The sequence below is a fragment of the Psychrobacter sp. YGAH215 genome (genome assembly GCF_007280595.1).
Classification (GTDB): Bacteria; Pseudomonadota; Gammaproteobacteria; order Pseudomonadales; family Moraxellaceae; genus Psychrobacter; species Psychrobacter faecalis.
The window spans coordinates 64,434-87,549 of record NZ_VKLR01000004.1; the positions used below are offsets into that span (position 1 = coordinate 64,434).

Genomic DNA, 23,116 nt, shown 5'->3' on the forward strand with positions numbered 1-23,116 from the left:
TTGCTCATTCGCTCATGACTTAATGAATCGTTAAATCATGAGTTGCTATCTATTATTTTACTGCCAACCAACGCTGTTTTTATTCGTGTATCACGTCGTCAACGAGCATTTGATTATCTCATTATAGAATAGCTAAAAAGAGTACAGCTTAAACAAAGCGGCTTAGTTTAAACGCTCTTTTAGGTTTTTACCGGCTTTAAAGCTTGGTACTTTGCTTGCTGGAATGCTAAGTTCTTCACCAGTCTTAGGGTTACGGCCAGTACGCGCTTTACGGTCTTTTACGCTAAAAGTACCAAAACCAACCAATGAGATGCTGTCGCCAGCTTCTAGCGCTTCACCAACACTTTCCATTACTGCATTCAAAGCTTCGCCAGCTTGAGTTTTATTTAGACCACTTTTTTCGGCGATGCTATCAATTAATTCTGACTTATTCATAAAATTTCCTTCAAGTTTTAGGGGGTAAAAAACGCTCACGCCAAGTATTGTATCGCTCTCAGAGTACTTAAGCAATAAAAACCACTGGCCTCACGCATAAACAGGTTTCGCTTTGTTAACGCCTTTATATCAAGGCAGCATAAGGAGCGCAAGCGATTTTACATATTTTTGTGCACTCTACTACGTATTTGACACTCAATGTTACTTAAAACTGCTGCAAATTTTCTATTAAATCGCTACTTTAGCTTATAGGATTTAACGAAATAAAGCACCTATCATCAAAGCACCTATCTTTATATTGGCTCTCTTATGAGTTTTGCCTTGATAACCTAAATACTCAAATTTGACGCAGGTGCTTAAACTCAGTTTTTATACTAACAAGCAAAATTAAAAACTAAAGCATAAACTTGGATCGAAAAACGGCTGCCAAGCCCAACTAATGCATTACCAGTCATAAATTTTGGTGTCTTTATAGATGAGCAAATTATAAGGTAGTGACTGACCAACTGACAGAAACGTGCGTTACTTTTTATACTAAAGGCGTTACTATAAGCGCGATTGCATTGTACATTTTGGGTTGATTTTGATATTTGTTTGTCCTTTTATCTTTAACTTAAACAATAAAAACGGATTATTTACATGAAGCGTTCTACGTTGTCTCACTCTTTTCTTAATATCATATTGGTGTTTATCGAGTCGGCGCTGACCCTGCTGTTACGTTTAGACCCAGAACTCCGTAAAGCCGCTTATCCACTCGCCAAGCAAGAGACGGTCGTCGCGCTTAGGTTATACTTGCCTCATGTAGAGGTTTTCGCTACCTTTACTACTAAAGGGGTGTTATTAGACGATAGATTGCCTATCGGCCGTAGTGAGCCTGACGTTATTATCAACGCTTATAGCGTTCAGGTGATTAACGCCATCATCACCCATGATACTGAGTCGACTGAAAAGCTGCAAATGCGCGGTGAGGCGGTGCAAGTACAGCTGGTGAAGCAGTTTATTATGCAGCTTGGTTTTGGTAGTCTGATTCAAGGGCTGATTAAAAAGATTAAGGGCGGCAAAGGTAAGACCAAACCTACCGAAGCCGAAATGGCAGAAAAAAAGGAGAGTTATAAGCTGCGTATTAAGGAGCAGCAAACTCAAATCAACACCTTGACCATTAAAAACCGTGAACTTGAAACCACGGTCAAAGAACTACAAAGTAAGCAGAAGACCTTTATCATTACCGCAATTATTTTTGCGGTTATCGCTATCGCTGCCATTATTGCTTTATTTATCATGACCTAATGCCTTACTAACTGCAGTGATAACGTGTTTTTAAAGTTATTTTTCTAACCTTGTATCGCGTTTAATAGGATGTAGGCTTGTTAAGCGCTCTTGCATCCCTTCTGTAATTCATATCCTGCGCGTTCGCGTATTTATTCTCTTTTAAGCCTTAATATTTCCTATCATTGTTTTTATCAATGATAGGAATAAGTCGCACTCACCATTCAACCACACTTTAATCTTGACTAAATTACTCGGGATTGAGTATAATTACCCTATCGTTGCACACATCGGGTAAACCATCTGCTGTTTAATAGCGACAAGACACCATTTAGTCGATAGATGATTTTCCTAAATAGAAGTGCAAGTACGGCTAGCTACTAACTAGCCTTTAGCAATAAGTCGATTATAAATCTATAAAGAACCTATTGATAACCATGCACTTTTGGAATACGACAAGACTAAGTTCGTTGTTAAATAAACTTTTTATAAAAAGGATTGGAGATAACACATGCGTTTGACTACTCGAGGCAGATACGCCGTGACCGCTTTACTTGATTTGGCTTTGCAAACCAGCCAACAAGACAGCGCCGTCTCTTTATCTGACATTGCTAAGCGGCAATCGATATCTATCTCTTATCTTGAACAGTTATTTTCCAAGCTCCGTAAGCGCGGTTTGGTCACCAGTATACGCGGTGCAGCAGGCGGTTATCATTTAGCCAAGCCGCTTGATCAGATTGATGTGATGAGCATCATTTCTGCCGTCGATGAATCTGTCGATGCGATGCAGTGCGGCGGACGCGGTGATTGTCAAAGTGGTACAATGTGCCTAACGCATGATTTATGGTGTGCTTTATCAAATCATGTCGAACAATACTTGAAAAATATAACATTAGCGCAATTATTAGACATGGAACATGTGCAGTCAGTCTCAGACCGTCAGCACCTCACGTTTCCAGACGACATTGCTACAAAAGATATGTCCACAAAAGACATCAACACTATTACTCTATCGACCAGCGAGGCAAACCCAGCATGAGCCAACATAACAACCTTATATACTTAGATTATGCCGCCACGACGCCAGTTGCTAAGTCAGTCGCTGCTAAAATGAGCGAATATCTGACGGTAGACGGCATCTTTGGTAACCCAGCATCACGCTCACATGGCTATGGCTGGCAAGCAGAAGAAGCGGTAGAAACGGCTCGTCAGCAAGTCGCTGAAGTGATTCATGCGGATCCACGCGAAATCGTCTTTACCTCGGGCGCAACAGAATCAGATAACTTAGCTATTAAAGGCGCGGCACATTTTTATCAGTCGCGCGGCAAGCACATCATTACCAGTAAAATTGAGCACAAAGCGGTTTTAGATACTTGCCGTGAGCTTGAGCAAGAAGGTTTTGAGATTACTTACCTTGAGCCACAAGCTGGTACGGGCTTGATTTTGCCAGAGCAAGTACAAGAAGCATTACGCGATGATACGATTTTAGTCTCGCTGATGATGGTTAATAATGAGCTTGGTACCATTACCGATGTTGCCGCGATTGGTGAGATTACTCGCAAAGCGGGCGTTGTATTCCATGTCGATGGTGCGCAGTCTGTTGGTAAAATACCTGTTAATCTTGAAGAGATGAAAATTGACTTGATGAGTTTCTCAGGTCATAAAGCCTATGGCCCTAAAGGTATCGGTGCGCTATTTGTTCGCCGTAAACCTCGTATTCGCCTAAAAGCTGAGCAGCATGGCGGTGGCCACGAGCGCGGTATGCGTTCAGGTACCTTGCCGACGCACCAAATTGTTGGGCTAGGTGCGGCATTTGCATTGGCCAATGAGCGTTATGAAGAAGACCATGCTCACGTGGCAAAGCTGCGCCAAAAACTGTGGGACGGTCTACAAGATATCGAAGAGATTTACCTAAACGGCGATTTAGAAAACAGCGTGCCTAACATCATTAATATCAGCTTTAATTTTGTTGAAGGCGAGTCACTGATGATGTCGCTAAAAGACTTGGCGGTTTCATCAGGTTCAGCCTGTACTTCAGCGACGCTTGAGCCATCGTATGTATTGCGCGCCATCGGTCGCCCAGATGAGTTGGCACATAGTTCAATCCGCTTTAGCTTTGGTCGTTATACCACCGAAGAAGATATCGATACCGTGGTAAAACAGATGCATGAAGCGGTAGACAAATTACGCGCGCTATCGCCACTTTGGGATATGTACCAAGAAGGCGTTGATTTAGACTCGGTAGAATGGTCTGAGCATTAATATTTATCCATAAATTTTAATAGTAAAAAGGTTTAATGGTTATCAGGTATAAGCATTAAACCAAATAATTCATCAGACAATTATAAATAGCATTTTTATAATATGTGTTTGACCCCAATTATCGATGAGTAGACAGACATTTAAACTTAATAAGTGAGTTATTTGGAAAGTTACTTATATAACTTAACATTTAAGTGGCTACTCATCATCTAACTAGGAGAAAACCCCATGGCCTATAGTGACCAAGTTATTGATCATTACGAAAACCCACGCAACGTCGGCAATCTTGACAAAAATGCCAAAAACGTTGGTACGGGTATGGTTGGCGCCCCAGCCTGTGGCGATGTAATGCGCCTACAAATCCAAGTCGATGACAACGGTATCATCGAAGATGCACGCTTTAAAACCTATGGCTGCGGTTCAGCGATTGCTTCAAGCTCGCTTGTCACCGAGTGGCTAAAAGGCAAAAGCTTGGACCAAGCTGGCGAGATCAAAAATATGGATATCGCTGAAGAATTGGCATTACCACCGGTAAAAGTGCATTGCTCAGTCCTTGCAGAAGACGCCATTAAAGCCGCCATTAGCGACTATAAAGGTAAGCATGGTACAGCTGCGGCAGTAACAGAAGAAGCAACCAGCTAAATTTATATAAAGCCTTGCGCTTATTTATATAATAGGCGCAAGTAGCGAATTTGAAAACAAACATGAGTAATACGACGTTAGAAGCTACTAACGCCCCTAAGGTGACAATAACGCTCATGTAATTGTCACCTTTTATTTATTTTTAACGCTTTATTGGCAGTGGTGTTGATAAAAACGCTTTTGCCGCAATTATTATCTCAATTATTGATAGTCAATGGGAGTTGGCATGATTGAAATGACAGAACGCGCCGCTCAGCATGTTCAAGACTTTTTGGACAATCGCGGTAAAGGTGAAGGCATTCGAGTAGGCATTCGTACAGCGGGCTGCTCAGGCTTGGCTTACGTGCTAGAGTTTGTTGACACGCCTGACGAAAACGACACCCGTTATGAAAGCCGTGGCGTCAATATTTTTATTGATCCTAAAAGCTTGGTTTATTTAGATGGCTTAGTGATGGATTATGAAAAAGAAGGTCTCAATGAAGGCTTTAAATTCACCAATCCCAATCAAAAAGGTGAATGTGGCTGCGGTGAATCGTTTACCGTCTAAAGCTCTAAACCAAAGCGCGCTAAACGATTGATATACGAGCGCTTAGCACCTAAAACCTGAGTTAGCGCTTAGATACTGAGTAAGTACTGAACTTTAAAAGACCAGTATTTAAAACAGACAGTAAACAAAACAGTGCATAAGTAAAAGCAAGTCTTCACAAGAATAAATAAAAACAAAGGTAGACGCTATGACAGACATCACGCCAGACGCACAGTTTGATAACTTCTTTGCCCTATTTGAACAACCTGTACAGTTTGCGGTCAATCAAGAGCGCCTTGATCAACAGCTGCGTCTGCTACAAAAACGTTATCATCCGGACAATCTTGTTGCTGATACAAAAAACGCAGCGGATAGCGCACAAGCTAAGCAGCAATCAGAGCAAGCTTCTGCGCTGATTAACCAAGCTTATCAAACGTTAAGAGACCCTGACAGTCGCGCCAGCTATTTGTTAGATATCGCTGGGCAAGCGCAAAACTTAGAGCATTCTATTGCCGACTTGGACTTCTTAGAAGATGCGATGCAAATGCGTATGGATTTGGACGATGCGATTGAAGGCAAAGAGCTTGCCGTGCTAAAGCAACTAAATCCGCAGATTACCGTGCGTCTAAATAAACAATCTGAGCGTTTTGATAGTGCTTATCAGAACCAAGATTGGCAAACGGCGATTGATGCCACGCAAAAATTAAAATTTTTGGTGAAATTAGATGCCGATGTTACTACGGGGCTTGATGAAGTCGCGTCTGCTGAGCATTTAGATGACGATGATTTATATGTTTAACGTCATACTAATTTAGTTAAATTGTTTAACTTCGCGGGTAACAAGCCTATATGTAGCTAAGGTTAAAATAACCACTTCTCTGCCGTATAATTGTAAACATTAAATACTAGTCAACCATATATTGTATTTGTACCATTTCTCTTAATTCATTTTATCTTTGAGTTTTCTTATGTCTTTATTGCAAATTGCCGAACCCAATCAAAGTGCCCAACCTCACCAGCATCGTTTTGGCCTAGGAATTGACCTTGGTACGACGCGCTCATTGGTCGCTGTGGTACGCTCAGGCAAGGCGCAAGTTTTGCAAGCCGATACAACGACCGATACTTTGTTGCCGTCGGTGGTCTACTATCCAAGTGCTGGCAAGCCTTTAGTTGGCTATGATGCCCTTACCCATTTAGCAGATGATCCAAAAAATACCATCGTCTCGGCTAAGCGCTTTATGGGCCGTAGTCAAGCCGATATTAAATTCTCCCATCCCTATGAGTTAAGTGGCAGCGAAGATGCCATGCCAGCTTTTGTGACGGCGCAAGGTGAAGTCTCTCCTGTTGAAGTGTCAGCGCGTATTTTAGCCGCGCTAGAGCAACGTGCCGCAAGCGCTTTGCCAGATGACAGCATACAAGGTGCGGTGATTACTGTGCCCGCCTATTTTGATGAAGCGCAGCGTCAAGCCACCAAAGATGCCGCACAAGCTGCTGGTATTAACGTTTTGCGTTTATTAAATGAGCCAACCGCGGCCGCCGTTGCCTACGGTCTTGATCAGCCTAACACTGACAAGAGTGAAAACTACTACCTCATCTATGATTTAGGCGGTGGCACCTTTGATGTGTCTATATTAAAGCTTAGCGATGGCGTATTCGAAGTATTAGCGACGGGCGGCAATAGTGCGCTTGGCGGTGATGATATCGATCGCTTATTGACCAATTGGCTGATTAAGCAGTTAAATATTGACCCTAAAGACGTGAGCCTGCACGACAAATCCATACTTGCTCAGCAAGCAAAAAGCTATAAACAAGCATTGACCGATGCTGAGCAAGTCGATATCGACATTGTTGTCAATGAGCGCTCTTTTCGAGGTGTGTTACGCCGCGACGATTTGATAACAATTGCAGAGCCTGTCAGTCGCCGCACGTTAAGTGTCTGCGAGCAAGTACTGCGCGATGCCAAATTATCTGCCGCTGACTTAGATGAAGTCATTTTGGTTGGTGGCTCGACGCGTATGCCTGCTATCCAGCAGGTGGTGGCAGATTTCTTTGCGAAAGAACCGCTTTGCCGCTTAAATCCCGATGAAGTCGTGGCTTTAGGTGCTGCCCAAACTGCGCATCAATTGGTCAATGGTGACAGCGATAATAGCTTGTTATTGCTCGATGTGACGCCTTTATCGCTCGGTCTTGAGACTATGGGTGGCTTGGTTGAAGTGCTGATTCCGCGCAACACCCCTATTCCCGTTAAAAAACGCCAAGTCTTTACCACTTACCAAGATGGTCAAACCGGCATGGTCATTCATGTAGTGCAAGGCGAGCGTGAAACAGTGGATAATTGCCGCTCACTTGGACGCTTTGAGCTATATGGTATTCCGCCGATGAAAGCGGGCTTTGCGCGTATTGAAGTGACCTTTAGTATTGATGCCAATGGTCAGCTGACCGTCAATGCGCAAGAAACAACGACCAAGACTGAAAGTAAAATTGAGATTGTGCCATCTTATGGTCTGTCTGATGAGCAAAAAGAGCAATTATTAATCGCAGGCTTTAAGTATGCGGAAGAAGACAAAAATGCGCGCTCGCTAATTGAAACCAAAGTAGAAGCGGAACGTGAATTATTGGCGCTACAGTCGGCGCTTAACGAGTTTGCGGCGTTAATCACACCTGAAGAGCAGCAGTCGTTGACCGTGAGCATGCAAGCCTTGCAAACCGCGCTTAGCACCGACGACTTAACCGTTATTGAAAGCGCGCAAGGCAAATTAAAGCCACACAGTGATGCTTTTGCCGCGCGTATTATGAATCAAAGCGTCAAAGCAAGCATGTCGGGTACCAGTGCGCAAGATTGGTAGTAGATAGCATTTATACCAATTATATGATAGGCGCTTAAGAAGCTAAACTAACAACTATACTAGATTGACCCTTTTTTTATTTTTAATTGATTAGCAGCGGACGAATAACTTATGCCAAAAATTACAATATTACCTCACCATGAAATCTGCCCAGAAGGCACCGAAGTCGAGCTAGAATCGGGCACAAACTTATGTAAAGCGCTACTTGAAAAGGGCATCAAGATTGAACATGCTTGCGAGATGTCGAAAGCCTGTACCACTTGTCATGTCGTGGTGCGTAAAGGCTTTAACACCTTAGATGAGATGGACGATATCGAAGCGGATTTATTGGACCGCGCGTGGGGTCTGGAGCCTGATTCACGCCTATCGTGCCAAGTGATGCTTGAAGATGACGATTTAACGATTGAGATTCCTAAATACACCTTAAACCATGCGAAAGAAAATCATTAAATAATAAAGCTGAACCATGAAATGAAACTAAAAAATCCAGTTATGTATCATAACTGGATTTTTCTTTTTATAAATACTTTCAATTCGCAATCAATCTGTACCTAATTATGACTGATATTTTCCTGCTTACTTGCTGCGACTATCTCAAGCAGCGACGCCTGCTCTTCTTGTTCGATACGGGCAAGGGCTAGATTCAAGCGATTTCTGATATCTTGATAGTCATTATTTTGCATGTCTTTAAAGTTCAAATGCAAATTAAAACCAGGTAGCGTATGATCCACCCATTTTGACAACTGACCTTTATTTTCATCGGGGTCGCGTACTTGCCACGCGCTTACCTTATTATCAAAACCTTTGAGCTGAAAAGCACCGACATATTCACAGTCATAATCATGCGAAATATAATCATGGGTACTTTCGCTAATAAATATCTGGCCTTTACCCGCGACTGCCTCAAGCCGTGAAGCAAGGTTGGCCTCTTTACCAATCAGCGTATAGCTCAAACGGTTGTTACTGCCAAAATTGCCGACGTGACAGTAGCCGGTGGTAATGCCGATACGGATATACAAACCCTCGAAACCGAGCAGCCGCCATTTTTGCCGCAAGGTGCGCATTTCACGGCGCATATCTATCGCCATTGCCACACAATCGAGCGCATCTTGGCGTGGCCCTCGACTGTTCGGCTCGCCAAAAAAGCACACCATCCCATCGCCGATAAACTTATCCAGCACCGCACCGTGCTTATTGGCGATTAACGTCATACAATGCATATAGGTATTTAGAATGTCTGCCAAATTGTCAGCGCTCAAACTATCGGACAGCTCTGTAAAGCCGACAATATCTGAAAACATCATCGTCAGCTTGGCACGTTTATTTTCGACGCTAACGGGACTGTCAGATTTAACGATTGGCTCCCAAACTTGCGGCGGTACAAAGCGCGTCAGTTTATTAATGACAGAAACCATGGTATTTAGACGTCCAGCCGCTTGCCGCGCTCGCGCTTCATAATCTACATAATCACGATAAACATGGCGAAAATGGCACAGTATCACAATCATACTGGCCAATAACACCGCAGGGGTAACAAAGCTGTCGTGACAGTCCATCTCAGTACTATTTAAAGTCACACTGACATAATAAAAGACAATGACCGTCACTACTGATGCAGCGAGAAGTTTAAGATGGCTTTCAGGGCTACTAAGAATAATTCGCATACCAATGAGCGCTGCTAGACTGAGCGAAATCACTGCACAAAACTGTATCGAACCTATGACCGCTGAAGATAAAATAATAACAATGTTAGACGTCCAAAAACTGGCTGGACGGCGATAGTTATAAATTAAAATCAGCAAACTCGGCAGACAAACCACGACAGCGAGCGCCATCGACGTCGGACTAAAGTTATAATGTATCGCGAGCAATATAACCGTTAGTATTAAAACAAAAATTTCTGGATAATCAAATCGATAGGCATTGCTACTACTACCACCCTGTACAGGAATCTTTGGGCTTGTGGTTTCAAAAAATACCATAGTCAAGGTTCGCTTAAAGGAAAACTGTCGAAGGTTTGAATAAAAATTAAAGCGGATTTTCTATCAACATATGTTTTTGCGCAGTCTTTAGATTAATAAGTACTTAGGTTAATAAGCTTTCAGGTTGCTAAGCCCTTAACTTAACAAGTAAATATATTAATAAGTAAAACGCTTTATCAACATTTGATAATATAAGTAGATAGGAAATCTACCTATTATACGGCTTTAGTGCCTTCTTACCTAGGACACTGGTAAGTAAAAGCATACCACTTGTCGCTTATTAGCCATAAAAAGCAGTGTAAAGCTCATGATTAATAAAAACTATTTGCATTAAAAACGACTTGAGTTAATAACCATAACAAAGACAAAAAAGCCAGATAATATCTATCTGACTTTTTTGAAGTGAAAAATAAATATAAGCCCATACTCAACAACTATCTGAATAAAAACAGTTATTGCGCACTAAAACTATTAGAAACGCCTGAATAAGGCTTAATTTTATGCGTCCAACCGCTCTTCCAGTCGCCTTGATGGGTCAATCGATAAGTACCTGCTAGGGTATCCTTAGCTATTCGCCAATCAATGATGGCTTTACTATACGCCGCTCCTCCGCGCTGCCACGTATAAGTGGTATCAAAATCACTATCACTATCACTATCACTCAGATAATCGACCCATTTACCATTGTCAAGACGCTGTACTTTTAAGAAACTGTCTTCGGTACGTAGATTATTTTTGGGATGAGCACCGCGGAATACTGCCGTAGCAATGTCACCCTTTTGATAACTGGTTTTAGGCTGAGTGAGGGTTTGTCCCCAAGTTTGCTTTAAAGGCTTATCGTCGAAGACCACCCCTGGACGCTCATTAAAGGATTTGCCTGAGCGATCAGGCGGTGTGGCACTGTCATAGATTTCTATACCATCACGCAGCGCCGCCGCTAGTTGAGTATATTCTTGAATATAAGCAGCGGTTTGATATGGACCATACTCAGTAGACGCCCCCTCGTAATACTGAGTAGCGAACTCTTCACGCGTGGTCAAATAGCCGCTATAGTTATTCGCCAAACCATTAATAATGACGGTAACTACCCCCGAGTCTTGTAGTTGAGCAAGCACGGCGGCGCGCATCCGGCGTCCAACCATGGTCGTCGGCTCGGCAGGGATGGCAACGAGAGCGATATTACCGATACGCATCAGTTGCACCGGCTGCTGAGTATTAATCCAGCCCCAGCTTCCCGTTGGCAATAAGACTTGTTTTTCCGCCTGACAATCATCTTGGCTGACGGTTGATACTATACCAAACGCGCCGCGCGTTAAACTGCCCAAAAATGATTGATCGACTTTATTGATATCGTCATTGATACGGAAATTTTCTCGGGTCATGCCCTCATACATACTAGGTATATTCGAGGGGCCATTCTCCCCGCCAGCGGCAAACGAGTAACCACGAGCTGGCATACATAAGACTTTATTACCCGCGCCATTGGTGAATTTACCTTCGACCTGATAGCCCTTTAAGTCAATCCAGCGCGCGTACGTCTACTGGTCCAGCAACCGGCACGCCTTGATGCCAAAGCTCAACCGCTTTATCCAGCTGCATCTGCCCATCCCGTCTAACGTTTTCCCACTCGTTATCGCTACCTTGAAAGCCCGGTTTAGAATTGGCATTACCACCTGCCGCCAGCATATCGCCTTCATCAGCATTGGCAAAAGCTGCGACAAACGGCTTGTCTGATGCTCCGCCAAAAATCTTTTCCGCGCCGCGCTGAGTAAAGCCTTTGTTATCAGCACTTAGGTGCATAAATTTATTACTAAAACTCGTTGGATGCAGCGCAAACCAATTGATCAGACCCACTGGGGTGCCATCGGCGTCATTAAGACGCAGCTGGGTCATGGTTTCATTGACATTACTATCAAGATCTTTGGCGTCGTTATTATTGTTGTAGGCAAATTCTGAGCGATTGACTGTTGCACCCTTTAGCTCGCCTTGCGCCAAAGATAGCGTCCCTGGCGTCAAGTTAGCGTGAGCACGTTTAATTGAGGTGACAATACCATTGACGATAGCATTGAAGTTTTGGCTGCTATAGCCTGCTAGCGTGTCATCGGTACTGGCAATTTGATACAGCTGCTGATGTGAGTAGCCGGCGTTACTCACATAGGTATGCGTGGCTGCGAGCATGACATTGTCATCGTTATATAAGTCACCATAATCCGCTTTTAGACGTTTAATGACCTCAAGTTTTACCGCGGTAAACATAGCGCCCATATCTGCTGATACATAGACGACGCGTTTGCCCGTATTTTTGTCCGCTTCGCCGATAATAAAAGCATAAGAGTACAAACGGTCGTTGATACCTTGTACCACCTACCCCGCAGCATAACCAAACATGCCAGTTTCGGCAGCAGCACCAGTGATATCTGCCTTACCGCTACCTACCAAATACTGGCTTGTCGGCATCGCTCGCATAGACATGGCAGAAGCGCTACGATTTAACGTGATAGAGCTGTCCGCTGCGGCAGTAGCATTTTCACTAATGGTTGGCCCCAAATCGGACAAGGCTGCAGCAGATTGTACGGATGCCGACTGTGTTGAAGCAGACTCCGTTGAATCCGTCTCACATGTCGTTAGGTTCAATACAGTGGTACAAATAGAGATGAGTAACATAAAAGGTCGTAATAGTGGAGGTGCGATAGAAGAAGTAGCCATTTGTTATCCTTAACATAGAGTAAAATCTTCAACTGAAGTATCTCAGTCTAAGATTAAATATCCCGCAACCTGTGATGCGCGCTTAATCAATGATAACTATTGATAACTATTGATAACTATTGATAACTATTGATAACTACCAATATACATCAATCCACGAAAACGACTGCGAGTACATAAGTTGGCTATATCCATTTAACCAACCCACTCTCTAATATAACGATTAACAAACAAATGTAAAATATTTTATAGCAACCAAACCTTCAATTGCCCTTAAAAAACCACTTTACTATGATTTTACTTTGAGCATACTTACTTAAATAAGATGGCTTAGATAAAACGACTTAAATAAAAAGTACTAAAGTCACATTTATCAACCATTATCTAAAGCTTAACTACATTTGCCAATCGAACGGCATTTGGTGATGACCACGCAGCGCCATCATCAGCGTTTGCTGCATTTGCGCCAACACTTCTTTGGTATAAGGAACGGCAGGAATGCCCCATACTGGATTTGGCCATTGCATGTCGTTTTGATAGCGGACGATATGATGAAAATGTAGCTGCGGTACTTGATTACCGAGGGCAGCGACATTCATTTTATCTGCTTGGAAAGTCTTAGCAAGTTGGCTTGATAACCAGCTCGACTCACGCAAAAACTGCGCTTGGTCTGCCTCAGATAGCTCGTACAATTCTTTGATACCTGATACCCGCGGTACCAATATTAACCATGGAAACTGACAATCATTGATTAAACGACAGGTTGATAATGGGAAATCACCCACTAAAAAACTGTCGGCTGCAAGTTTATGATGAAGTTGGAACATAATGACGGTTCTCTTGTTATGACGCTCAAATAAATGGAATTAAAATACCGAAAAGCAGAACTGAATTTACTAAACTATAATACGCTTAAAACATTATGCTTAAAGAAACAGCAGGCTAAATATAAGATGCCGCTATTTTATCAGTTATCCAAGCGATAAAATAGCGCCGTGACCGATTGTCTTAGCGTATGGTATTTGCTGTACTTAAACGATTTCGTAAACGTGCTTGGTTTAGCGATATAAACAAACAAAGCTAGGCAGACTCTGTCACTGTATGCTCGCTAAAATAGCGCAATAGGTCTTGAATGACGCTGACACGCTGCTGCGGTGTTGCCAGCTTATTGCTATCTTGATAGCGTATACCAGATGCACCGTTCATACGATAGTGCTGACCGTCTTTTTGAATCAGCTGAATAATCGCTAAGGCGTCGACCGGCGTATCAGGCGCAAATTCTAGTGTTAGGCTGCTGCTATTGGCATCAATCTTATTAATCTTGAGCGGTTCAGCTTGTATACGCAGTCCATGAACGGCAAATAATTGCTTAGTCTGGTCGGGTAATGTCCCAAAACGGTCAATCATTTCGGTACGAATATCGGTCAAGGCTTCTTTATCATCAGCATTACTAATACGTTTGTAAAACAATAAGCGCTGATGCACATCGTGCAAATATTCTTCTGGTATTAGCGCCGAGCTGTGCAAATTGATTTCACTGGTCAATGACAGCGGCGTACTTAAATCCGGCTCTTTACCGGCTTTAATCGCCTTGGTTGCGCGCTCAAGCATATCCATATATAAGCTAAAGCCAATCGCTTGCATGTTACCGCTTTGCTGCTTACCAAGGATTTCACCGGCGCCGCGAATCTCCAAGTCTTCACTTGCCAGCATAAAACCTGCGCCCAAGGTATTGGCGCGCTCAATCGCGTGCAGACGGCGCTTAGCATCGCCTTTAAGACCTTTGATAGAAGGCACTAGCAAGTAGCAATAGGCTTGATGATGACTACGACCAACGCGACCACGCAGCTGATGCAATTGCGCCAAACCAAATTTATCGGCGCGCTCAATGATAATGGTATTGGCATTGGGCACATCAATACCGGTTTCGATAATGGTCGAGCATATCAGCACGTTGAACTTTTTATGATAAAACTGCTGCATCACTTGCTCAAGTTGGCGCTCTTGCATTTGCCCATGCGCAACCCCTACTCGTGCTTCAGGCACCAGTTCACGGACGGTCTCTGCCATACGCTCAATACTGGCGACATCATTATGCAATAGATAAACCTGTCCGCCACGTAGTAGCTCACGCAAGATGGCTTCTTTTAATAAGGCATCGGTCTTTTGCATAACAAAGGTTTTAATCGCCAGACGACGTGCAGGCGGGGTAGCAATAATCGACATATCACGCATCCCTGAGAGCGCCATATTAAGCGTTCTAGGGATTGGCGTCGCGGTCATCGACATACTATCGACGTCGGTCTGAATCGCCTTGATACGTTCTTTATGGCGTACACCAAAACGATGTTCTTCATCGACAATCATCAAACCCAGATTAGAGAACTTTACATCAGGTTGCAGAAGTTTATGCGTACCGATAACAATATCGACCTTGCCCGCTGCGAGGTCTGTTAACACGGTATCTTGATGCTTTTTACCACCAAAGCGTGACAAGGTTTCGATACGTACCGGCCAATCAGCGAAACGGTCACGGAAATTGTCTTCATGCTGACCGGCGAGCAAGGTTGTCGGCACCAACACCGCCACTTGATAACCGGCACTCACCGCAATGAACGCCGCACGCATAGCGACTTCTGTTTTACCAAAACCAACATCGCCGCAAATAAGACGATCCATTGGCTGATTCTGTCGCATGTCTTCCATCACCGCATGAATGGCATTGGCTTGATCAGGCGTTTCTTCAAAGGCAAATTGACTGGCGAATAGTTCATATTGCGATGGGTCAATTTTAAAATGAATACCGACTTTCGCTTCGCGCCGTGCTTGCATATTAAGCAGCTCGGCCGCCACGTCATGGATTTGCTCAAGCGCTTTTTGCTTGGCTTTATCCCATTTACCGCTGCCAATTTTATGTAATGGCGCAAGCGCTGGATCTCCGCCACTATAGCGATTAATCATTTGTAAATTGGCAACCGGTACATAGATACTGGCGTCATCAGCGTACTTTAGGTGGATAAACTCTTGCTCACCATCGCCGACATCGAGCGTAATCAGGCCATTGTAACGCCCAATACCATGCTCGATATGCACCACTGGACTGCCTTCGGTGATTTCGGTGACGCTTTTAACCAAGAACTCTTCTGATACCCCACTTTGCCGGCGACGACGCGTTTGCAGCACTTGCCGGCCAAATAATTGCGTCTCACTAATCACCACCAAGCGCTCAGGGACGTAAACGCCGCGTTCAATAGGCGCAATGGTCAATCCGACTTGCGGTAACTTATTACTATTATTCTTCGATTTGTCCGCTGCTAAAAATGCCTCAAAGCTATCGTAAGCTTTGACATCTATTTTGCCTTTAAACAGTTCAATCAGAATTTCACGCCGACCCGCCGTTTCTGCCACAATTAATACAGGTGTTGCTGTTTGCGCTTGCAACTCTAAAAACGCTAACAGTTCGCTAAGGGGTTCGGCTTTTTGATGATTGACTGGTAGTTGTGGCGGTTCTTGCGCGCTTAACGTCACTAGCCCCTGTTTTTTTGGCGTCAGCGATAGTTGCTCAGATGCTAAGGTTGCGTCATCGTTATCAATGCTATCAATCGCAGCAACATCAGTCATGGTCGCAAGCTCATTGCGCGCACTCAGTATCACCCGCGGATAATGATTAAGGTGCTCGTTTAGACTATTTGATAGTAGATACAACAATTCAGGCGCAACGATGGGCTTGTCAATATCGTGACGGCGCTCTTCATAACGGCGCTGAATTTGTGACCAATAATCTGCCTGCTTTTCGTTAATCAGCTCATCTGTTATAAACAGCGCATCGCTTGGCAAATAGGAAAACAAATTACTTTCTGCCATCCAATCCTTTAAATCAAAAAACAGTGGCTGATAATACTCAAGTCCGCTACTGGCAATACCTGCCATGACATCTTTATGCAGCTCAGATTTGCGGCTACTGGCATTGGGGAACATAGCAGCAAAGTTGGTGCGGAACGTCTCCCGCCCTTCATCGAGCGGAAACTCTTTAGCGGGTAGTATTTGAAATTGCTTAATGGGCTTTGAGATATCTGGCAGTTTATGCAGCAGCGATAGCGATTCTTTGCCCATGCTGCTATCGTTGCCACTTATCATGGTTTTGAGGTCATCAACGGTCAATGTGCGCTGGGTCTGCGGATTAAAAAAGCGAATGGTCTCAATTTCATCATCGAATAAGTCTAGGCGTAGCGGAAATGGCTGACCCATGGCAAAGATATCAATGATACTACCACGTACGGCAAATTCACCCGGCTCAAAGACGTTCTCAACCGCGCGGTAACCCGCCTTTGATAATAGTTCGCGCTGAGTATTGATATCAAATCGATCACCGACACTCAGATCAAAATGCTGCCCTATCAACCAGCTTGGCGGTGCGACCCGATGCATCAATGCCTGTACCGAAATTAACAGTACGCCTGACGTTGGCATATCCGTTAACAGATTAATACGTTCGCTGACGATATCTTGATGCGGAGACAGCTCATCATAGGTCAGCGTTTCCCAATCAGGGAACACATAAGCATCGACGCCGCAAAATGCCAACTCCGTCTCTATCTGGTTAAGCTGATTTTGGTCACGCGTCACCACAACCTTTAGACGGTCAGCCACATCCCATAGCGGCGTTTGTACCAGACTTGCGAGCCACAAGCTACTGACTGCTCCATGCACAGGCGCCAGCCAACGCCGCTCGGCATTCTGGATAGGAAATAACTGCTGGTTAATAGGGTCAAAGGCGTCGGTCAAAGCAGTGATAGACATAAAGAATAGGGTCAACGTTAAGAGTCAGAAAGCTATTATACGAATATTTGCGCAATTACCAAAATTTATGCCGTAACGGTTTGTCACTTAGCCTTGTTATGAAAAAACCAAAAACTAAACAATTGAAAAAACGCATATTCATCTATAACGACAAGCTACTTAAATAAAAAAACCTCAACGATTAAGCTGAGGTTTTAGAGTTATAACCATAAAGCTACTGTTAAAGTATAAGCTGTTTTTAAATTAATGGTTTTTCGCTCGCGATAATGCCGTTATTATCAGCGTAAACAAACATACCTGAGTTTAACGTTAAATCACCAAAGCGGATTTCAATATCGGTTTGACCTTCATCGCGGCGATTTGATTTGCGCGGGATGCAGCCAAGCGCCATGACGCCGATATCCATTTGCGCCATATCATCTACATCACGCACGCAGCCATATACCACCACCCCTGCCCAGCCATTATCAATCGCTGATTGCGCAATCATATCGCCGAGCAACGCGCAGCGCATTGAACCGCCACCGTCAACGACCAAGACTTTGCCATTGCCGTCTTTATCTTTGCCATCGCTGTTCAATAAAGATTTTACGCGGCTATTATCTTCAAAGCATTTTACTGTCACGATTTCACCGCAAAATCTGTCTTTACCGCCAAAGCTATAAAATGATTTGCCTTCGATATTGGGCAGGCATACTTGCGACTCAGGATTGGCATCTAATAAATCACAAGTGACAAAGTTGTCTTTATTCATCGTGGTTGTTTCTGCTGTATCTGACATCGTGACGCTCCTTGTTAAGTTAAATAGTTGAATTATCTATCATGAAATCTGAGTTTTTATCAATTTATGCTTAGGCTATTTTTTGACTTTGGTCATTGCTAGTAGCTGTTTATTTTCGATAATTTCCGTGTCTGTAATGGTAGGCTCACTACGATATTTATTACGCTGATATACCTCATGCGCACTCATCGCCATCGCACTGGCAACGCGCTTGGCAGAAATAGGATGCAAGGATAATGACTCGGGGACGATTGGCGATATCAGTTTAAATGCTTTTTGACCAAAGCTTTCAAGCGGACGGCCTTTATGCTTGCCAAGTAATAACGATGGCCGAAAAATCACCAACTGGGTAAAACCTAGCGCCATAATAGACTGCTCTGTTTCCGCTTTGACCCGATTGTATAAAAAACGGCTGTCGATATCAGCATTCATTGAGGACAATAAAAAGAAGTTTTCCACGCCTTTCACACGGCACAATGTGGCAAAATTGACATTATAGTCGTGGTCAACTTTTCGAAACGCTTCGTCACTACCTGCTTGTTTTTTGGTGGTACCAAGGCAGCTAAAGGCATCGGTCTTACTATCTACGCCGACACTGGCAAATATTTCAGCCAAGTTATCAAAATCACTAACCTGAAAAAAGCGCATGCTGGCATTGATGTAGCGAGGCGGCCGCCGTGCAATTACAATCAACGTGTCATAAAGCTCACTAAGCTGCTTAACAAGATGCTGTCCGACCAGTCCTGTTGCGCCAATTACAATTGCTTTTCGCTGCATAGCCTATCCATTTATATCATGTTGGGGTGATTATAATGCTAAAAATGATGTCTTGTAGAAATTATTTGCTTTGGTATCATACCTAAATTAACAACTCGCTAGCGCTATTCTACACAATTTATTGTAAGAGATTTTATCAACGTCTAGGTTTATGGGAATAATTCAGACTTTTAAGTCGAACTTTTGTTAGATAATTCATTTGTTAGCGCGATAAACCCTTTAATTAAACCTTTAAGATCGGCTAGCATAACTTCTTTTAGCATTAATCATCAAATATATTGTTCTAAGCGCAATAATTTGCTAAGATAACCGGCTTTACACGTCAACGCTGTTTAATTATTCCAAACAGTTCTGGCGCGAGCGATGCTCTATTACTATTAGGTACTTTAATAACAGATAAGTGCCCTCATAATAGACATCGACATCATGTTTGGCGAGAGGCTGCTCGTCACCGATGATTGTTAAACCCATTATTATTGCAATCAACATTCATATTTTTATCTGTCTTTATCAAGGAGATACGCGTGGCTAATACTGCACAAGCTCGTAAACGCGCCCGTCAAAACACCAAACGTCGTCAGAACTCTGCGTCACAACGCTCTATGGTTCGTACTTATCTAAAACGTGTTGATGCGGCTATCGCTGCTAAAGATTATGACGCGGCTACCGAAGCTTACAAAAAAGCGGTACCGGTTCTTGATCGTATGGCTGACAAAGGTATTATTCATAAGAATAAAGCTGCTCGTCGTAAGAGCCGCCTAAACAAAACCATCAAAGGCTTACAAGCTTAAGTTTGGTTGCGTTTAGACCGCATCGCACTTGAGGGTGTGATGACCAAAACCTTGCTACTGGTTTTCATACTGGGGCAGGGTTTTTTTATGCCTATTTAATAGTTAAAAGCTGGCATTTGAAAACATTAGCGGCTTAATTAAATGCTTAAAGAATAAGGTCTATGTCCATTTTACTTCTGGTGGCAATAGCAATTTGCTTGGATGAAAACCAGCGGCACGGTAGCCCTGTAATAAATCGCTGATTGGACGAATATATACTTGCCCGCGCCAAACGAAATAGGCATTGGCTTGCTCAAAAGGCTTATCATCAAACCACAAAAATACCCCTTCCATCATCTTTGGCCAATCATTCCAATCAATCTCAACCACGTCTAGCATCACTGCTAAAAAAGCTGATAGCAGAGTATCATGACTGACGGCGAGCATTAAATGCCCATGTTGCGGCTGGTTTTGATAAAAAAGTGATAAAAGATCAAGTCCGCCTTGATAAGCGTTTTTCGTGCCTTCAAGATTGCCTTGTAAGAAGCGATTGATAAAGTTTAGCACACCAATTTCTTTAAAAACCGGGTTGGCAATCTCAGGTTCGGTCACCAGACTACCAGGTTCAACCAGTAGCGATTGATGGGCAATATCGCGTCGTAGTCCCGCACCTTCTTGCATCAGCTGCGCGGTATCAATACAGCGACCAATCGGACTTGAGATACTATCAACATCGAGCGAATACGGCAGATGTTCTGCTAACCAGCGCCCCCAAGACTTTGCCAACACGCGACCTTTTGGCGTTAGCGGCAACTGGTAACTGGCAAACCCATTACCATCAGAGCGTTCGCGCAGAGAATGTCTAGTAAATAAAATCAGTCTTTTATCTACCGGCAACAAACCGACCGAAGACATCATACTGTCAGGTAAGTGAGAAGGTGCAGGTACGCTTGGCCTGAGGTTCGTAGGCTTTTCAGGCGGTGTCGATCGTTCCGATGGGATATTATTAGGCAATTTACTCATGGTAGTAAGCGTAGCAGATTTATTGATGAGAATGAACAAAATATAAGCTCAGTTGCACTATAGCTTATTCAGCTATATATCGATATAAGCGCTTGGTTAACAGGATTTAGCCAATATCCACCACTTTGTTCCAAACAAACGCCAATTCGGTACTGCTTACCTCATTGGGATAAGCACGCGGATTGACTATCACACGCGTTTTATTAATTTGATAATCAAAGGCTTCATGAGTATGGCCATGTACCCATAGCACAGGTGCCCAGTCCTCATGCATCCAGCTCGATAAATCACTGACAAAGGCGGCATTACTCGGTAGGTTGGCAAATTTTTCAGACACCGATAATGGGCTAATACTATGATGACTCATGACCACCGTTTTTTTACCCAATGCTTGCGCCGTTATCAGTGCTTGCTGTAGCCACTGACGATGCTCAGTATGGATTTGTATCGATACTTCAGGAGAGAACAGCTCGCCACCCGCATAAATTTGCTTATAATCACGCATAAAACGCCTAGCTGCTGCCATCGTATCGGCATCGGCTTGATATTGATAGTCCGTCCATAACGTACAGCCTAGAATCCTTACCTCACCAATATCCATATACTGGCACTGTAAAAAGCGTACGCCCTGCTCTAATTCACTATCATAATTATCCCAAGTGGCTAGCTTTTTATCAAAATGTAGTACATCTTCGCCGAAGTATTCATGATTGCCCGCGATAGTAATCAAAGGTACTTGCAAATGCGCTGCCTGCTCTTGTAGCCATGGCATACCATCATCGCTATTGGCAGTATCTCCCGCTACGAGCAGCACGTCTGCATCCGTTTTAGGGATGCGCCCTAGTGGATACGATTGCCGCGCATAACTGTCAATATGTAAGTCACTTAAAATCTGTAATTTCATAGGTTTTACTATTATCCAATCAGACTATTTGCAAACGTTAGCTTTTTCCTCAGCTTACGATTAGCGTGAATTTAACCAGTGTAGCAGCTTTTCGTTAACGAGCAAAAAGTAAAAAAGACAGCGGATTAGGCTGTCTTTTTTTATTATACGGTCGATCTATAGCGCTAGATACTATTCAATATCAATTGTAATTTGGCCAAAGGATCTACTGCTTGGGTGATTGAGCGACCAATCACCAAATAATCAGAACCATCTGCTAATGCTTGCTTCGGTGTACAGATACGTTTTTGATCATCAGCATTGTCGTCTGGCAAGCGAATGCCCGGAGTGACAAGCTTAAAATCTTGCCCACATAACGCTTTAAGCGTTTTGGCCTCTTGTGCTGAGCATACTACCCCATCAAGACCCGCTTGCTTAGTCAGTTGTGCCAAACGGCTCACTTGGGCATCTAGACCATCAGTGATACCGGTTTGCGTCAGTGCCTGATTGTCCATAGAAGTCAGCACAGTAACAGCTATTAGCAGGGTTTCAAAATTACCGTCTGACAAGCGCTGCTTGGCTAACGACATGGCCTCAAGGCCCGCGCTTGCATGCACATTGACCATCCATATACCAAGCTCGGCTGCTGCGAGTACCGCTTGGGCGGTGGTATTAGGAATGTCGTGAAATTTCAAGTCCAAAAACACGTCAAAATCACGCTGATGTAGCGCTTTAACAATGTCAGGACCGCAGCGGGTAAACAGCTCTTTGCCTACTTTTAAGCGACATAACGCTGGGTCTAATTGGTCAGCTAGTGCTAAAGAGGCATCTTTAGTCATATTATCCAGTGCAACGACGACTGGAGAATGGATGGTGTTATTCATAGTTGTGCCACGTTCTATCAGTTTATTAAATGATTATTATTAAATGATTATATAAACGTCTCAATATAAGAATGCTTAGTTAGCACTCAATGCTCACGCTTTTGCTTGGTTAAAGTAGCACCATCGTCTACATCGATAACGCTGCCGTCTTGTACATTGGTCGCTGTCGCGCCGTAAACCGCTTCTTGTACTGATGGTGCGTTTGCCTGACGGTCAATGACGATATTGGCCTGCGTCACCTGCTCTTGCAGATTGGCATTTAGCTTTTGTAGCCGTGAGATTTCCCACTTATTTTGTAGCACGCGGAAGATAAGCAGCGCGAGTAGCATGCCAATCACAATGCCGAGTATTAAGCACAGAATCAGTAATAAGCCCAAATTCATCGTTGGTGCTTGGGAAAAAAGTAGATTCACCCCAACTTCGGTATTATTGGCCAATACCAAACCGAGCGAATAAGCGAAGCTTAGAAACAGTAATACCAGCAGTAAAATACGCATCAGAGATATCCTTTTATTTTGAATCGTATGAACCGT

General features: G+C 43.5%; 22 protein-coding genes. 9 read left to right on the top strand and 13 right to left on the bottom strand.

Going from position 1 to position 23,116, the window contains the following annotated elements; all coding sequences use genetic code 11:
• Positions 1-162: 162 nt before the first annotated feature.
• Entirely contained in the window at positions 163-474 is a 312-nt protein-coding gene (locus FOR85_RS02060) for an HU family DNA-binding protein (protein WP_223808465.1), read from the bottom strand.
• A gap of 600 nt (positions 475-1,074) precedes the next feature.
• Between FOR85_RS02060 and FOR85_RS02065 the strand changes: the two genes are divergently transcribed.
• From FOR85_RS02065 to fdx, 8 genes are all read left to right on the top strand, one after another.
• Complete coding sequence (locus FOR85_RS02065; protein ID WP_068404477.1) at positions 1,075-1,722, top strand: hypothetical protein; 648 nt, start codon at positions 1,075-1,077, stop codon at positions 1,720-1,722.
• Positions 1,723-2,212: 490 nt separating this feature from the next.
• Positions 2,213-2,740: an Rrf2 family transcriptional regulator gene (locus FOR85_RS02070; RefSeq protein ID WP_144296502.1), complete on the top strand. Its 528-nt coding sequence runs from the start codon at positions 2,213-2,215 to the stop codon at positions 2,738-2,740.
• On the top strand, positions 2,737-3,963 hold the full coding sequence (locus FOR85_RS02075; protein WP_068404481.1) for an IscS subfamily cysteine desulfurase: 1,227 nt from the start codon (positions 2,737-2,739) through the stop codon (positions 3,961-3,963). The genes FOR85_RS02070 and FOR85_RS02075 overlap by 4 nt, the downstream gene beginning before the upstream one ends.
• A gap of 228 nt (positions 3,964-4,191) precedes the next feature.
• The gene (iscU, locus tag FOR85_RS02080; protein ID WP_068404483.1) at positions 4,192-4,605 is read left to right on the top strand and encodes a Fe-S cluster assembly scaffold IscU; all 414 of its coding nucleotides are present in this window, start codon (positions 4,192-4,194) and stop codon (positions 4,603-4,605) included.
• Between the two features lie 226 nt (positions 4,606-4,831).
• Entirely contained in the window at positions 4,832-5,152 is a 321-nt protein-coding gene (gene iscA, locus FOR85_RS02085; protein WP_068404485.1) for an iron-sulfur cluster assembly protein IscA, read from the top strand.
• Positions 5,153-5,339: 187 nt separating this feature from the next.
• Positions 5,340-5,930, top strand: coding sequence for a Fe-S protein assembly co-chaperone HscB (gene hscB, locus FOR85_RS02090; RefSeq protein ID WP_144296503.1), 591 nt, complete (start codon positions 5,340-5,342; stop codon positions 5,928-5,930).
• Positions 5,931-6,099: 169 nt separating this feature from the next.
• Positions 6,100-7,977, top strand: a complete 1,878-nt coding sequence (hscA, locus tag FOR85_RS02095; RefSeq protein ID WP_144296504.1) for a Fe-S protein assembly chaperone HscA — start codon at positions 6,100-6,102, stop codon at positions 7,975-7,977.
• A gap of 111 nt (positions 7,978-8,088) precedes the next feature.
• The gene (gene fdx, locus FOR85_RS02100) at positions 8,089-8,427 is read left to right on the top strand and encodes an ISC system 2Fe-2S type ferredoxin (RefSeq protein WP_068404490.1); all 339 of its coding nucleotides are present in this window, start codon (positions 8,089-8,091) and stop codon (positions 8,425-8,427) included.
• Positions 8,428-8,528: 101 nt separating this feature from the next.
• On the opposite strand, the gene FOR85_RS02105 is transcribed toward fdx, so the two are convergent.
• The 8 genes from FOR85_RS02105 to FOR85_RS02130 all read right to left on the bottom strand — a co-directional run bounded on the left by FOR85_RS02105 (position 8,529) and on the right by FOR85_RS02130 (position 19,023).
• Positions 8,529-9,959 (bottom strand): adenylate/guanylate cyclase domain-containing protein, encoded by a 1,431-nt coding sequence (locus FOR85_RS02105; protein WP_144296505.1) that lies wholly within the window; start codon positions 9,957-9,959, stop codon positions 8,529-8,531.
• A gap of 452 nt (positions 9,960-10,411) precedes the next feature.
• Complete coding sequence (locus FOR85_RS12730) at positions 10,412-11,482, bottom strand: neutral/alkaline non-lysosomal ceramidase C-terminal domain-containing protein (protein ID WP_223808475.1); 1,071 nt, start codon at positions 11,480-11,482, stop codon at positions 10,412-10,414.
• On the bottom strand, positions 11,478-12,323 hold the full coding sequence (locus FOR85_RS12735) for a neutral/alkaline non-lysosomal ceramidase N-terminal domain-containing protein (protein WP_223808466.1): 846 nt from the start codon (positions 12,321-12,323) through the stop codon (positions 11,478-11,480). The genes FOR85_RS12730 and FOR85_RS12735 overlap by 5 nt, the downstream gene beginning before the upstream one ends.
• Complete coding sequence (locus tag FOR85_RS12740; RefSeq protein ID WP_223808467.1) at positions 12,324-12,665, bottom strand: hypothetical protein; 342 nt, start codon at positions 12,663-12,665, stop codon at positions 12,324-12,326.
• A gap of 395 nt (positions 12,666-13,060) precedes the next feature.
• Positions 13,061-13,492: an HIT domain-containing protein gene (locus tag FOR85_RS02115; RefSeq protein WP_144296506.1), complete on the bottom strand. Its 432-nt coding sequence runs from the start codon at positions 13,490-13,492 to the stop codon at positions 13,061-13,063.
• A gap of 253 nt (positions 13,493-13,745) precedes the next feature.
• The gene (mfd, locus tag FOR85_RS02120; protein ID WP_144296507.1) at positions 13,746-17,465 is read right to left on the bottom strand and encodes a transcription-repair coupling factor; all 3,720 of its coding nucleotides are present in this window, start codon (positions 17,463-17,465) and stop codon (positions 13,746-13,748) included.
• A 238-nt stretch (positions 17,466-17,703) separates the two neighbouring features.
• The gene (rraA, locus tag FOR85_RS02125) at positions 17,704-18,246 is read right to left on the bottom strand and encodes a ribonuclease E activity regulator RraA (RefSeq protein WP_082894266.1); all 543 of its coding nucleotides are present in this window, start codon (positions 18,244-18,246) and stop codon (positions 17,704-17,706) included.
• A 75-nt stretch (positions 18,247-18,321) separates the two neighbouring features.
• Positions 18,322-19,023 (bottom strand): NAD-dependent epimerase/dehydratase family protein, encoded by a 702-nt coding sequence (locus FOR85_RS02130; protein ID WP_144296508.1) that lies wholly within the window; start codon positions 19,021-19,023, stop codon positions 18,322-18,324.
• 524 nt (positions 19,024-19,547) lie between these two features.
• Between FOR85_RS02130 and rpsT the strand changes: the two genes are divergently transcribed.
• Positions 19,548-19,814, top strand: coding sequence for a 30S ribosomal protein S20 (gene rpsT, locus FOR85_RS02135; protein WP_010200097.1), 267 nt, complete (start codon positions 19,548-19,550; stop codon positions 19,812-19,814).
• A 159-nt stretch (positions 19,815-19,973) separates the two neighbouring features.
• Here the strand turns inward: rpsT and FOR85_RS02140 are convergent, their stop codons facing one another.
• The 4 genes from FOR85_RS02140 to FOR85_RS02155 all read right to left on the bottom strand — a co-directional run bounded on the left by FOR85_RS02140 (position 19,974) and on the right by FOR85_RS02155 (position 23,080).
• Positions 19,974-20,816, bottom strand: a complete 843-nt coding sequence (locus FOR85_RS02140) for a histidine phosphatase family protein (RefSeq protein WP_144296509.1) — start codon at positions 20,814-20,816, stop codon at positions 19,974-19,976.
• 106 nt (positions 20,817-20,922) lie between these two features.
• The gene (locus FOR85_RS02145; RefSeq protein WP_144296510.1) at positions 20,923-21,720 is read right to left on the bottom strand and encodes a metallophosphoesterase; all 798 of its coding nucleotides are present in this window, start codon (positions 21,718-21,720) and stop codon (positions 20,923-20,925) included.
• A gap of 164 nt (positions 21,721-21,884) precedes the next feature.
• Positions 21,885-22,583, bottom strand: coding sequence for an orotidine-5'-phosphate decarboxylase (gene pyrF, locus FOR85_RS02150; protein ID WP_144296511.1), 699 nt, complete (start codon positions 22,581-22,583; stop codon positions 21,885-21,887).
• 86 nt (positions 22,584-22,669) lie between these two features.
• Positions 22,670-23,080 (bottom strand): lipopolysaccharide assembly protein LapA domain-containing protein, encoded by a 411-nt coding sequence (locus FOR85_RS02155; protein ID WP_068404506.1) that lies wholly within the window; start codon positions 23,078-23,080, stop codon positions 22,670-22,672.
• Positions 23,081-23,116 lie beyond the last annotated feature (36 nt).